The following is a 13,539-nucleotide window of genomic DNA, read 5'->3' on the forward strand; positions in this document are numbered from 1 at the left end:
TTCCATGGGTGGGGGGAAATTACGGGGTCTCCTGCGCCCCCCAGGGTGAGGACGCAGGCCTCTCCGGCGACGAGGTCGAGCGGCTGCGCGCCGGAGGAAGTCCTGACGTCGACGCGGTGGCCGCGGGTGGGGCGGATCCGCGCTGTGGCGCCGTCCGGGCTCCAGGTGAGGTCGACCTCGGCCCCGAAGCGGGTGCGGATGCCCCGGAGGTGGCCCTGCGGCAGGGCCGGCGGGAGCGCGGGGAGCAGGACCAGACGGTCCGGGGTCGACTGGATCAGCATCTCGATCAGCACGGCCGGGAGGGCGTGCGCGGCGTCCGCGTTGTAGACGTCCCGGTGGGGGTAGTGCGCGCTCATCAGGGATGCGTGGAAGTAGTCGCCCCGCAGCACCTGGCCGAGCGCGTCGGCGACCCGTTCGCCGTCCCGGAGGCGGGCGGCGATCAGGGCGTGGTGCAGGTGGCCGTGCGCGGAGTCGTTCTCGGCGCCGCGCAGTTCGAGGGCGCGGTGGGCGGCGGCCGCGAGGTCGGGGGTGTCGTACGGGTTGATCTCGTCCAGCGGCCAGACGCCGTAGAGGTGGCTGAGGTGCCGGTGGTCGTAGGAGTCCTCCAGCCCCGGCCAGGCCCATTCGGCGAGCGCGCCGTCGGCGTTGATCCGGTGGGGTGGAAGACGGTCGGCGAGGGCACGCCAGTGGGGGGCCTTTTCCGGGTGGTACTCGGCTGCCGTGCGCAGGGCGTGCCGGGCTGCGGAGAGGTCCATGGCCGCGTTGATCGCACCCCAACCGGCATTGGCGGGGCGGTTCTCGGGCGAGTAGGAGGGGACGACGACCAGGTGGCCGTCGGCGTCGGTGCGGGTGAGGAAGTCCTCGTAGAACTGGGCGAGTTCGGCGAGCACGGCGGCGGTACGGGGGTCGTGTGCGCCACGCGTCTCGTCGTGGTCGACGAGGGGTTTGAGCAGCCAGTCGGCGCCGGCGGTCCACAGGTGCAGGGGGTATTCGCGCGAGAAGTGGTACGCCGACCCGGACTCGCCGTCGGTGTGCGTGGGGGCGGCGACACCCCGGACGCCGAAGATCGCGCGGGCGTTGTCGCGCCAGTCGGGGAGCTGACGGTGGATCAAGTCGGCGTGCGCATCGATGACTTCCGGGAGGGCGGCGGCCGGGGCGGCGGCCGTCTGGAGGTTGAGGTTGGCGTTGGTGGTGAAGGCGCCGGACCAGGCGGTGTTCCAGTCGCCGGTCCACAGCCCGGTGAGCCGGGGCGGGTTCAGGCCGCTGGAGGAGAGCAGGTGGTAGCGGCCGGCGGCGAAGAGGCGTTCGAGGAGCGCGGGGCTCTTGGGGTGCTTGAGCAGTTCGGAGCCGGGGAGGGCGCGTTCGTCCGGGTCGGCGGCGAGGTCGAGGGTGACGCGGGTGTAGGCGGTGCGGTGGTGCGCGAGGTGCCGGGCGAGCAGGTCGTCGTACGGCCGCGGCAGCTCGCGCAGCGCCCGGGTCTCCGCCACGACGTCCAGTTCGCCGGTGTGGCGTCTGGTGCGGGTGAGGAGCAGGACGGAGGTGGCGCCCTCGACGTGGACGCCGGGTGGGGCGAGGGTCGCGCTGCCACCGGTGACCGCGACGAGGGTGAGGCCGGTGTACGCGCGGTCGCTGTCGGGGTAGCGGGCGCGGAGGGTGAGGGCCGCGCCTTCGGGGGTGAGGAGGGAGCCGTGGCTGAGGGCCAGACCGGTGGGGGCGTTGGGTAGTTGATGGTCCTGCTGGATGTCGAGGGTCAGGCCGGGGCCGGCGACCTCCTGGACGATGACGTCGTCGGCGCGGGAGACGAAGACGCGGCTGGTCCAGTCGGAGGTGCGGGCGGTCACCTCGCCGGTCGAGAAGTCGACTTGTCTCCGGTAGCCGGTCGGCTCCCCGGCCTGGCGTCGCAGCCGTAGCTGGAAGGCCGGATGGAAGGGCTGCACCCACTGCGTCGGGCGGCCGTCCGTGAAGCCCTCCGCCGCGTTGAGGTCACCGGCGAGCAAGCGGTCCTGGAGGGCGGGGAGCTGGTCGGCCAGCCGGGGAGGGCGGGCGTGCTCGGAGCCGTTGGGGCGGACGAGGGTGTGGTGCGTGACGATGACACGGTCGTCGTTCGGATCACCGAACACGAGGACGCCGTGGTGGCCGTTGCCGCTCACGAAGGCGTCCTCCCAGCAGGCGGCCGGGTGCGGCTCCCAGGTGCCGTGGACAGGGCCCGACCCCGTCATGGCTTCAGCACCGCCACTCCGTAGCGGTCCAGGCGGACCTCGTCGTGGACAGTCGTGTCGGTGAGCAGGTCGTGGTGCGCGCCGGGAACGGGGACGGTGACCGGTTCGCGCCCGTGGTTGAGCACGAAGAGCAGATCACCCCGTCGAACGGCCTCGACGGTGACGGGCAGCCCGTCGAGCACCGGGCGGACCCGCGCGTCGGCGGCGATACGGGTGAGCAGCTCGCGCAGGGCGTCCGGCTCCGGAAGGGTCGAGACGTACCAGGCGCGGTCCTTGCGGAGGACGGCGGGGAGACCGTCCAGCTCGCCGCCCTTGTACGGGATCGTCTCACCGACCCCCGGCTCCGCCTCGATCTCCTCCGACCACAGGGTGCCGTCGAAGCCGTCGCAGGCGACCGACTCCCCCGCGTCCAGCGGCCACCACTCGTGCAGGGTGCCGATGCCGAACAGCTCGCGCAGCCGGGCGTCCATGCCGCCGGGGCGGACGCGGTCGTCCTCGTCGGCGACGCCGGTGAGGAAGCCGCAGACGAGGGTGCCGCCCTGGTGGACGTACGACAGGAGGTTCTCGATCGCCGCGTCCGTGAGGACGTAGAGCTGGGGGACGATCACGAGGTTGTAGCCGGTCAGGTCGTGCTCGGGGTGCGCGAAGTCGGTGGCGAGGTGGGCCTCCCACAGGGCGCGGTGCCAGGCACGGAGTACGGCCGGGTAGTCGGCCTCGGTGGACAGGCGGCCGTCCTGGACGCCGGCCCACCAGGCGTGCCAGTCGTGCAGGACGGCGATGTCGGCGTCGCTGTGGCTGCCGGCGACGTGCGGGCCGAGTTTCGCGAGCTCGGCGCCGAGCCGCTTGACCTCCTGGTACGTCCGGCCCCGCTCGCCCGCGTGGCTGACCATCCCGGAGTGGAACTTCTCCGCGCCCTGCCGGGACTGCCGCCACTGGAAGTAGCAGACGGCGTCCGCGCCCCGGGCCACGGCCTGCAGGGACCAGAGGCGGTTGAGTCCGCGGGGCTTGGGGTGGTTCACGCCGCGCCAGTTGACCGGGCCGGCGGCCTGCTCCATCAGCATCCAGGGGCCGCGTGCCTGGGAACGGGTCATGTCCTGGACGAGAGCACCGCTCTGGGCGCCGAGCGGGTCGCGCGGGTCCGGGTAGAGGTCGACGGAGACGACGTCCTCCTCCTCGGCCCAGCGCCAGGCGTCCTGGCCGATCCACAGCGGCATGAAGTTGCTGGTCACGGGGATGTGCGGGGTGTGACGGCGGACGATGTCGCGCTCGGCGACGTAGCACTCCAGGAGCATGTCGGAGGTGAAGCGCCGGAAGTCGAGCACCTGCGTGGGGTTCTTCATGTAGTGGGCGTGGCGGGGCGGCAGGATGCCGGCCCAGGTGTCGTAGCGCTGGCTCCAGAAGGCGGTGCCCCAGGCGGTGTTGAGGGCGTCGAGGGTGCCGTATCGGGCCTTCAGCCAGTTTCTGAAGCGGTCGGCGGCCTCGTCGCCGTAGTCGAAGGTGCAGTACTCGTTGTTGATGTGCCACAGGGTGAGGGCGGGGTGGCTGCCGTAGCGGGCGGCCAGGTCCTCGGTGATGGCGGCGGCGTGGCGGCGGTAGGTGGAACTGGAGTGGGAGAAGTGCTGGCGTCCGCCCCACAGTTCGACGCGGCCGTCGGCGTCGCGGGGCAGGGTGTCGGGGTGCAGCCGGCCCAGCCAGGGGGGTGGGGAGGCGGTGGGGGTGGCGAGGACGACGCCGATGCCGTTGTCGTGCATGAGGTCCATCAGGCGGTCCAGCCAGCCGAAGTCGCGCTGTCCCGGGGCCGGTTCGAGCTGCGACCAGGAGAAGACGCCGAGGGTGACGGAGTTGACGCCGGCGGCCTTCATCAGGCGTACGTCGTCGGGCCAGGTCTCCTCGGGCCACTGCTCGGGGTTGTAGTCGCCGCCGAAGAGGAGGCGGTCGCGGGTGACGTCGCCGAGGTCGGGCATCACACGGGCTCCCCGTACTGGATGCCGCGCCCGTTGGTGGCGAGGTAGACGCGGCCGTGGATGCGTGGATCGCCGGTGATCACCTCGCCGGTCCAGCCCCACTGGTGGTCGTCGTCGTTGATGCGGACCCACGTCCTCGCCTCGTCGTCGGAGCGGTGGACGGCGGTGCTGGTGTCGGTGGAGCCGACCAGGTAGATCGCCGGGTAGCCGGCGCCGTCGGCGGCCTTGCCGAAGCCGAGGGTGTACGAGGCCCAGCAGCTGGTGATCTTGGCGAAGGTCGCCCCGCCGTCGGTGGACCGGTAGAGGCCGTTCCACTTGAGGCTCAGCCACAGGTCGCCGGACCGGCCCGGCGCCGCGGCCAGCCGGAACTGGCTGTCCCCGGAGGGCAGACCGCCCGCACGCTCGGTGAAGCTGAGGCCACTGTCAGTGCTGGCGTATAGCGTTCCTGTGTCGGTGTCGTACGCGTAGAAGAGCGTCGGGTCGGCCGGGTCGGCGACCGGCGTGGCGCCCTTCGGGAAGGAGGAGACCTCGGACCAGGTCGCGCCGTTGTCGGCGGATCGGTGGGTTGCGTACTTCGTGCCGTCCCAGTGCACGAAGGACCACAGCAGCACGCTGCCGTCGGCGTTGGTGGCGATCGGGCCCGGTGCGCTCTTGGCGATGTCGGGCTGGGCCGCGAAGGGCGCCCAGGTCCGTCCGCCGTCGTTCGAGTGAGCGCCGTTGCCGTGATCGCCCCACCCGGTGCGCACGACGTACGCCGGCCTGCCCGCGGCCTGCGCGAGTCCCGTCGCCGACCCGAACACGGGGTTCGTCGCCATGCCGCGGGACGGGGACGCCGTGAGCCGCTCGTGGTACATCACGCCGATGTCCCTGGACCCGCTGATCAGGTGCGCCTCTCCGACCGGGGGCGAGATCAGCTGGACCACGGACGCCTCCTCCAGGCCACGGATCTGCGGGGCCCAGTGCTTCAGGTCCCGCGTTCCGTAGAGCGTCGCGCCGGTGCCGTAGACGATGTGCCGCGAGTCGTACGGGTCGACGGCGAGCGCCTGGATCCACCAGCCGAACTTGGGCTGCTGTCCACCCCACTTGAGGAAAGGAGTCTCGGCCACGTCGAACACAGCGGTGTCCTTCAGGGAGGTCCAGCCGCGCCCGCCGTCGGTGGACCGGAAGAGCGTGTCGACGGCGGCCCACCGGTTGTTGGTGGACACGACGACGGTGCCGGGACGGCGGGCGTCGACGGCGACACCGCCGTAGCCGAAGGTGTCGGTGGCGCCGTCGGGGGCGGTTCCGCCCGGCTTCACCGGCGTGACGTCGGTCCAGGTGCCGGTCGCGGTGGCGAGCCGGTGCACGCTGCCGTCGGACTGGCCGTTGGGGCCGGACGCGTTGGCGTACGTCACGTACAGCGCGCGGGTGTGGCGGTCGTAGGCGGCGCGGATCGGGACCCTGGCGGCGGGGCCCGTGGGTTGGCCGGGGACGGCCGTCCAGGTGGTGCCGTCGGTGGTGCGGAACAGGTTGGCGGAGGCGCCGTCGGCGTCGCCCCAGCCGGCGTACACGACCCGTCCGGCGGCGACGAGGAAGGTGACGCCCTGCCCGGAGGCGCTCGGCGTGGCCGGGAAGCCGGTCGCCGGTGCCCAGGTGGCGCCCCGGTCGGTGGACTTGAGCAGTCCGTCGTGCCGGGTGCCGAGCCACAGGGTGTCACTGTCCCGGGGATCGACGAGCAGCCGCTCGCCGGTCCCCCGGCCGTCCTCGTTGGCGCCGAGCTTCACGGTGAGGTCGGTACGGGTCCAGGTGGCGCCGCGATCCTCGGAACGCAGGACGGCGCCGTTTCCGGCCCAGGGCTGGGAGTAGGTGCCGAGGGCGAGATAGAGGCGGTCGCGATGCGCCGGGTCGACGGCCATCGCCTCCACCCCGAGGAGGTTCCAGTCGTCCCAGCCGAGGTGATCGGTGAGCGGCGTCCAGCGCGCGACGCGGTCGTCCCACCGGTAGGCACCCCCGATGTCCGTGCGCGCGTAGGCGAGGCCGCGCACGGAGGGGTGGAAGAGGACGCCGGTGACGAATCCGGTGCCGCCGATGACGGCGTTGCGCCAGCGGTAGGTGGGGGGCGTGGTGGCTGCGTGGGCGGGGCTGCGGAGGGCGGGGACGACGCTGACCGCAGCGGTGACGGCAACTCCGGCAAGAACGGCGCGTCTACCGGGCTGGAACGTGCGCATGGCTTACCTCGACTTTTGAGAGAGGGGACGTGAGAAACCAGGGGCGCGGGGCTGTGTCGGCATGCGGCTCCGCCGCGTGGGCGCGACCAGCCACGAACAACCCGCGACCGAGAGACAACGGAAGCTCCCGAACCCACCAGCTCGGGCTTCAGCCCTTGACGGCCCCCGTGAGCATGCCCTTCTTGAAATGCCGCTGGACGAACGGCGACAACACAGCGACCGGAACCAACGCGAGCACCATCACGGCCATCTGAATCGCCAGCGCGGAAATCTGCCCCGTGTTGATCTGCGCGCTCAACCCCACCGGCCGCTGCTGCTTCTGCACCAGCTGGATCATCACGTTCTGCAGCGGCATCATGTCCTGATCGGTCAGATAGATGGACGCGTTGAACCACGCGCTCCAGTAACCCACCGCGTAGAACAGCGCGATCACCGCGAGCACCGCCCGGGACAGCGGCATGACGATCTGCCACAGAATGCGCCACTCCCCCGCACCGTCGATCCGCGCGCTGTCGATCAGTTCGGGCGAGATGCCCATGAAGAACGCCCGCAGCACGAGGATGTTGAACACGCTCACCGCGCTCGGCAGGATCAGCGCCAGATAGGTGTCCGTGAGGCCGAGCGCCTGCACGAGCAGATACGTCGGAATGAGCCCCGCGCCGAAGAACATCGTGGCGAGCAGCGTCATCAGGATCCAGCGGTGCCCGAGCGACCCGCTCCGCGACAACCCGTAGGCGCACAGCACGGACACCGCCATGCTGAACAGCGTGCCGACGAGCGTGACGCCCAGACTCACCAGCGCGGCCCGCTGCACCTGGCCGCCACCGAGCAGCTCCTGGTAGGCGATGAAGGTGATGTCCTTCGGGATCACCACCAGGCCGCCCGTCTCGTCGATGGTCTGCTTCGAGGACAGGCTGGTGACGACGACGATCCACAGCGGGAACAGGATCGCGAAGCAGGCGAAGAAGAGCACGATGCCCTTGGCGGCGAGACCGGCCTTGGCCGGCTCCTCCTCCCAGGCAGGCCGGGGCGGGGCGGCCCAGCGGCTCGGACGGCGCACCGGCTCGTTCGCCGGCGGTCGGTCGACGACGGCGGTCACTTCTTGTACACCCCCTGCTCGCCCATGAGATGAGCGACCTTGTTCGCCACGAGGACGAGGGTCAGTCCGACGATGCCCTTGATCAGCCCCGCGGCCGCCGCGTAGCTGAAGTCCTGGTTGCGGATGCCGTTCCACCACACGTAGGTGTCGAGGACCTCGGAGGCCTCCGGCCCCACCGCGTCGCGTTGCAGCAGCAGTTGCTCGAAGCCGACGGTGAGGGCGTCGCCGACGCGCAGCACCAGCAGCAGGGCGATGACCGGGCGCAGCGCGGGCAGGGTGATGTGCCACATGCGCCGCCGGCGCCCGGCGCCGTCCATGGCGGCCGCCTCGTACAGGTCGGTGCTGACGGAGGACAGGGCCGCGAGGAAGACGATGATGCCCCAGCCGGCGTCCTTCCAGACCATCTCCAGGGTGACCAGGTACTTGAAGACTTCCGGGTCGGTCATGATGTCGAAGCCGCTGTACCCGTGCTCGCGCAGGGTCTGGGCGATGATGCCGGCGCCGCCGAAGATCTGCTGGAAGACGGTGATGACCAGCACCCAGGAGAAGAAGTGCGGCAGGTACATGATCGCCTGGGCCACCGCCCGGACCCGGGGCCTGATCAGGCTGTTGATGAGCAGCGCGAGCAGGATCGGGACCGGGAAGTAGAGCACCAGCTGGAGGAAGAACAGCACGAAGGTGTTCTGCACCGCGTGCCAGAACTCCGAGTCGGCGAGGACCCGCTCGAACTGCGCCAGGCCCGCCCAGGGACTGTGGAAGATGGCGACGAAGCCGTTGTCGCTGACGTACGGGTCGTAGTCCTGGAAGGCGACGACATTGCCGAGGATCGGCACGTAGTTGAAGACGAGCACCAGCAGCACGGCCGGGACCGTCATGAGGAGAAGCGTCCGGTCCCGTCGGAAACGGATCCGCAGGCTCAGCTTCCCGGTTCCTCGTTTCTTCCCGCCGCCGACGGCACCGCCGGAGGCCCCCGGAGTCTTCACCGGTGTGTTCGCCTCGGCTCTGCTGCGAGGCACCGTGCTGTGGGACACGGCCTTCTCCTTGCCTCAGCCCCGGATCAGTTCGCCGAACCGTTGTCGTCGAGCAGCTTCTGGTACCAGGCCCGCAGATCGTCGCCGCCCTGCTTCTTCCAGTCGGACACGGCCTGCTGGACGTCGCTGATCTTCTTGCGGCCGCGTACGACGTCGTCCTCGAGCTGCTCGAAGTCGTCGGCGAGCGTGGCCCAGCGGTTGGGCTCGGTGACGGTCAGCCCGTAGAACGAGGACTTCTGGGTGAAGGCGCCCATGCGCTGCTGCCACTCGACCTGCTGCCGGGCGATCTCCGGCAGGTCGGGGTGGGCGATGTAGGCGGCGGGGTCGCCGGTGTAGTCGAAGGCGCCGTTGACCTCGTTGATGCCCTGCGAGGTCTTGGTGGGGACGCCGTCCTTCACCGTGTAGTCGGTGCCCTCGACACCGAAGACGGTGAGCATGTACTCCTTGGTGCCGTACGGCGAGGCGCAGAAGTTGGCGATCGCGAGGAAGTCCCGGATCTGCTCCTTGGACGCCTTCTTGCTGACGAAGGTGAAGATGTTCGCCGGCTGGCTCGCCCACAGCCGGGGGTCTCCCCCGTCGTGGCCCCAGATGTCCAGCACACCCATCTCGAAGTTCTTGTTCTGGGTGCGCTGTTCGGCCGTCTTGCCCCACAGGTCGGAGATGTTCTGGTTGTAGACGAGGATCTGGCCCGCGGTGAACCGGTTGCCCGGGGTGCCCTGCGTCCCGCCCGCCCTGGCGTCCGGGTGGACCACCCCTGCCGCGTACAGCTTGCGGGTCCACTCCAGGGCTTCGAGGTACTCCTGCGTCTCGATCCGGTTGATCAGCTTGCCGTCGGCCTGGTTCCACCACAGTGCCTTGTCGCCGCCGGACAGCACGCCGAAGGTGAGAAACGCCGTCCACTTCATGTCGTCGCAGGCCCACACCCTGGCCCGGGCGTTCGTGGCCTCCTTGGCCCAGGCCAGGAAGTCCGCCGCCGACGTGGGCGGTTCGTAGCCCTCCTTGTCGAAGACGTCCTTGCGGTACATGGGAGCGATGTCGCTGACGGACGCCGCCGGCATCGGGATCGCGCGCAGTTGGCCGCCGAAGATGGAGCGCTGCCAGGCGTCGGTGGGGACGGCGGCGAGGTTCGGGTAGTCCTTGACCTTGTCGCCGGAGAGGTACTCCCCGAGGTCGGCGAACTTGGCGTTGATGGCGCTGGGTATCTTGCCGTTGAGGTTCCAGCCGGGGACCACGACGACGTCCGGGATGTCGCTGGAGGCGAGGACGGCGCCGAGCTTCTCGTCGTAGGTGACGCCGTCCTGGTTCTGCCAGCTCGTCTCGACTCCGATGGCCTTGTTCATGGCCCGGTAGTACGGGTTGTCGTTGGACGGCGGGGTCCCCCAGAACGGGGCCATGATCCTGAGCCTGCTGCCCTTGCCGAGCTTCTCGGGCACGGCGGTCTTCAGGCTGTTCAGGTCGATCGGCTTGATGAAACCGGTTGCCGAGCCGTTCTTCGCCGGGATGTCCGGAGCCACGACGCTCGACGCCACGTAGGCCGGCAGGATCTTCTGCGCGTCCTTGCCGGAGGTCGTGCCGTCCTTGCGGCCCTCCGTGCCCCCGCCGCAGGCAGCGAGCAACGGCATCCCCCGCCCACCGCGACGGCGGCGACCGCCGTGGAGGCGAGGAAACTTCTCCGGCTCGGGGCGGCGGAGGCGGAAGCGGCGTTCGGCGTCATTGCGTCAACCCTTCGTGGCGCACCAGGACACCCGGCGGTGGAGCCGTCGGCTGCGGTGTCTCGAGTGGAACTGGCTGAGCTGAAGCGATCCTCCGCCCCTCTGCCGAGGGGTCCTGGAGTCGAAGCGCTTCGATGTTGCTGCGAGGTTAAGTGAACACCCGGGGGTGCACAAGGGTCGCTTCCAAGATTCCTCCGAGGTGTGAGAGGCGACGATTCTTTATGCACTGCCTGAAGTGACGGTGCCGGTCTCTTGACACCCGACCGTCCGTCGACTGAGCATCGAAGCGCTTCGAAAGCGCCTCGCCGCTCCATCGCAAGGGGAACCCCACGTGACCGCACAAACGCCGCCCAGGCCGCCTTTCCGCGATCCGCGTCTGCCGTTCGCGAAGCGCATCGACGACCTGCTGTCGCGGCTCACCCTGGACGAGAAGGTCGCCTTCCTGCACCAGTTCGTGCCCGCGGTCGAGCGGCTCGGCGTCCAGGCCTTCCGCACCGGCCAGGAGGCGCTGCACGGTGTGGCGTGGATGGGCCCGGCGACGGTCTTCCCGCAGGCGGTCGGACTCGGCGCGACCTGGAATCCCGATCTCGTACGACGGGTCGGCGAGGCCGTGTCCCGCGAGGCGCGCGCGATGCGCACCCGCGACGAACGGGTCGGCCTCAACGTCTGGTCGCCGACGGTGAACCTGCTGCGTCACCCGCTGTGGGGCCGTAACGAGGAGGGCTACTCCGAGGACCCCGGGCTGACCTCGGCCATCGCCACCGCCTACACCCGGGGCCTGCGCGGCGACCACCCGACGTACTGGCGCACGGCCCCCGTCCTGAAGCACTGGCTCGCGCACAACAACGAGACCGACCGCTCCACCTCGTCGAGCTCGGTCCGCCCGCGCGTGCTGCACGAGTACGACCTGCGCGCCTTCCGCGCGACCGTCGAGGCGGGCGCGGTGGCCGGGGTGATGCCGGCGTACAACCTGGTCAACGGCCGCCCGAACCACCTCTCGCCGTATCTGCGCGAGCAGTTGCGCACCTGGACCGACGAGGACCTGCTGGTCTGCTCGGACGCGGGGGCGCCCTCCAACCTGGTCGACTCCGAGCACTACTTCGACACGCACGAGGAGGCGACGGCGGCCGCGCTGCTCGCCGGGGTCGACAGCTTCACGGACCACGGCACCGACAGCTCGCAGATCACCGGGCGGATCAAGCGGGCCTACGAGCAGAGTCTGCTGACCGAGGCCGACATCGACGCGGCCGTCCGCCGCCAGCTGTCGGTCCGCTTCCGCCTCGGCGAGTTCGACGAGGCGGGGTACTTCGACGAGGCGGGGTACGAGGAGAACGGCGCCTTCGACACACCGGAGCACCGCGCGCTCGCGCGGGAGTCCGCCGAGCAGGCGATCGTCCTGCTCCGGAACGACGGTCTGCTGCCGCTCGCCCCGAACACCCGCGTCGCGGTCGTCGGTCTGCTCGCCGACGAGTGCAAGCTCGACTGGTACAGCGGCACGCTCCTGCACCGGTCCACACCTCTGGAGGGCCTGTACGACCGGTTCGGAGCCGACCGGGTGGAGTTCGCCGAGGGCGTGGACCGGATCCGGCTGAGGACATCCGCCGGTACGTTTCTCCATGTGCCGGTGGCGGACGCCGCCGACGAGATGCGCGGCGCCGAGGGCGCCCTCGACCCGGCCCTCCTCGCGGGCCGCACGGACCTGCCGCCGCTGACCGCCGACGCCACCGGCACCGAACTCGCCCTGATCGACTGGGGCGAGGGCGTCCTGACCCTGCGCGCTCCCGACGGCCGCTACCTGTCCGTCGCCGAGGACGGTTACGTACGCGCGTCGGCCGACCGGCCCGGCGGCTGGGTGGTCCAGGAGACCTTCCACCTCGAACCCCATGAGAACGGTCACCTCCTGCGGCATCTGGGCACGGGTCGCCATGTCTGTGTCGCCGCCGACGGGGTGAAGGTTGCCGAGGAGAACCCGGAGATCTTCGAGGTCGTCCACGTCGAACGCGGCGAGGACGCGGTGGCGCGGGCCGCGGCCGGGGCGGACGTCGTGGTGGTCGTCGCGGGCAACGACCCGCACATCAACGGCCGCGAGACCGAGGACCGTACGACCCTGCGCCTGCCCGAGCACCAGGAACGCCTGCTGCGCGCCGCCGGGGCCGCCAACCCGCGCACGGTACTGGCCCTGGTCTCCGCCTACCCGTACGCGATCGACGCGGCCCCGCTGCCCGCCGTCCTGTGGACCGCGCACGGCGGCCAGGCGGCCGGCACCGCGCTGGCCGGCGTCCTGGCCGGCGACGTCTCCCCCGCCGGCCGCCTCCCCCAGACCTGGTACGCCGACGACGCCGACCTGCCCGACCTGCTCGACTACGACGTGATCGGCGGCCGGCAGACATACCTCTACTTCGAGGGAGCACCGCTGTTCCCCTTCGGGCACGGCCTGTCGTACACGTCCTTCTCCTACGCCGATGTCGCGGCCCGCGTGGAGGGAGAGGCGGTGCGGCTGTCGTTCACGGTCACCAACACCGGCGACATGACGGCCGACGAGGTGGCCCAGGTGTACGGCCACGCCGCCGAGCCGTCGGTGACCCGCCCACGCCGCGAACTGCTCGGCCACCGGCGGGTCACATTGGCCCCCGGCGCGACGGAGGAGCTCGTCTTCGAGCTCCCGCCGGCTTCCTTCTCGTTCTGGGACGTCGCCCACGGCGGATGGCGCCTGGACCCGGGCCCGTACGACCTCCTGATCGGCGCCTCCAGCGAGGACATCCGCCTTCGGACGACCGTGACACTGGACGGCGAGCCCGCGACGCCGCGTGCCGTGGTCCGGCGCGGCCTGGAGGCGGCGGACTACGACGAGCAGAGCGGCACGGAGATCGTCGACCGCACGAAGACCTCGGGCGACGCGGTGACGCCGGTGGGAGGCGGTACCGGGGAACTGGTCTACCGGGCCTGCGACTTCGGCGCCGGCGTCACGGAGGTGACCGTGCGGGTCGCGGGCGAGGGCACGGTGGAACTCTCCCTCGACGGCGACCCGACGCCGGCGACCGTCACGTCGGGTACGCCGACCCCGGGACCGTACGACTACACCACGGTGTCCGCCGGCATCACCGCCGCCGGCGTGCACGACGTCCACCTCCGCCTGCGCGGCCCGTTGCGGCTGGCGCACGTCGGCTTCTCCGGTTGAGGGTCCGGACCAGGCCGACGCGAGGAAGGGGCCCGGCACCGGAAGGCATCGGTGCCGGGCCCCTTCGGGACGACGAGCTCGCGTCACCGCCGAGGTTACCTGAAAATGGTTCCCATTAGCCAGTGGCTG

The 13,539-nt window shown here is 70.8% G+C and carries 5 protein-coding genes and 2 pseudogenes; 1 reads left to right on the forward strand and 6 read right to left on the reverse strand.

Annotation, left to right across the window (positions count from 1 at the left end):
• Positions 1-38: 38 nt before the first annotated feature.
• The 6 genes and pseudogenes from I2W78_RS09875 to I2W78_RS09900 form a co-directional block, all read right to left on the reverse strand.
• Positions 39-2,219 (reverse strand): annotated as a pseudogene (locus I2W78_RS09875) (glycosyl hydrolase family 95 catalytic domain-containing protein); the annotation flags it as partial.
• Complete coding sequence (locus tag I2W78_RS09880) at positions 2,216-4,183, reverse strand: beta-galactosidase (RefSeq protein ID WP_196458777.1); 1,968 nt, start codon at positions 4,181-4,183, stop codon at positions 2,216-2,218. The pseudogene I2W78_RS09875 and the gene I2W78_RS09880, both read right to left, overlap by 4 nt.
• Positions 4,183-6,390 carry a sialidase family protein gene (locus I2W78_RS09885; RefSeq protein ID WP_196458779.1) on the reverse strand — a complete coding sequence of 736 codons (2,208 nt, stop codon included), beginning with the start codon at positions 6,388-6,390 and terminating at the stop codon, positions 4,183-4,185. Before I2W78_RS09885 ends, I2W78_RS09880 begins: the two co-directional genes overlap by 1 nt.
• Positions 6,391-6,538: 148 nt before the next feature.
• Positions 6,539-7,489, reverse strand: coding sequence for a carbohydrate ABC transporter permease (locus tag I2W78_RS09890; RefSeq protein WP_196458781.1), 951 nt, complete (start codon positions 7,487-7,489; stop codon positions 6,539-6,541).
• A complete protein-coding gene (locus I2W78_RS09895) occupies positions 7,486-8,520 on the reverse strand; it encodes an ABC transporter permease (protein ID WP_196458783.1) in 1,035 nt (344 codons plus the stop codon). The genes I2W78_RS09890 and I2W78_RS09895 overlap by 4 nt, the downstream gene beginning before the upstream one ends.
• A 26-nt stretch (positions 8,521-8,546) precedes the next feature.
• Positions 8,547-10,234, reverse strand: a pseudogene (locus I2W78_RS09900) (Tat pathway signal sequence domain protein).
• Positions 10,235-10,563: 329 nt separating this feature from the next.
• Here I2W78_RS09900 and I2W78_RS09905 point away from each other — a divergent pair.
• Positions 10,564-13,410 carry a glycoside hydrolase family 3 C-terminal domain-containing protein gene (locus tag I2W78_RS09905; RefSeq protein WP_196458785.1) on the forward strand — a complete coding sequence of 949 codons (2,847 nt, stop codon included), beginning with the start codon at positions 10,564-10,566 and terminating at the stop codon, positions 13,408-13,410.
• Positions 13,411-13,539: the final 129 nt, after the last annotated feature.

Source organism: Streptomyces spinoverrucosus (assembly GCF_015712165.1).
Lineage (GTDB): Bacteria > Actinomycetota > Actinomycetes > Streptomycetales > Streptomycetaceae > Streptomyces > Streptomyces spinoverrucosus_A.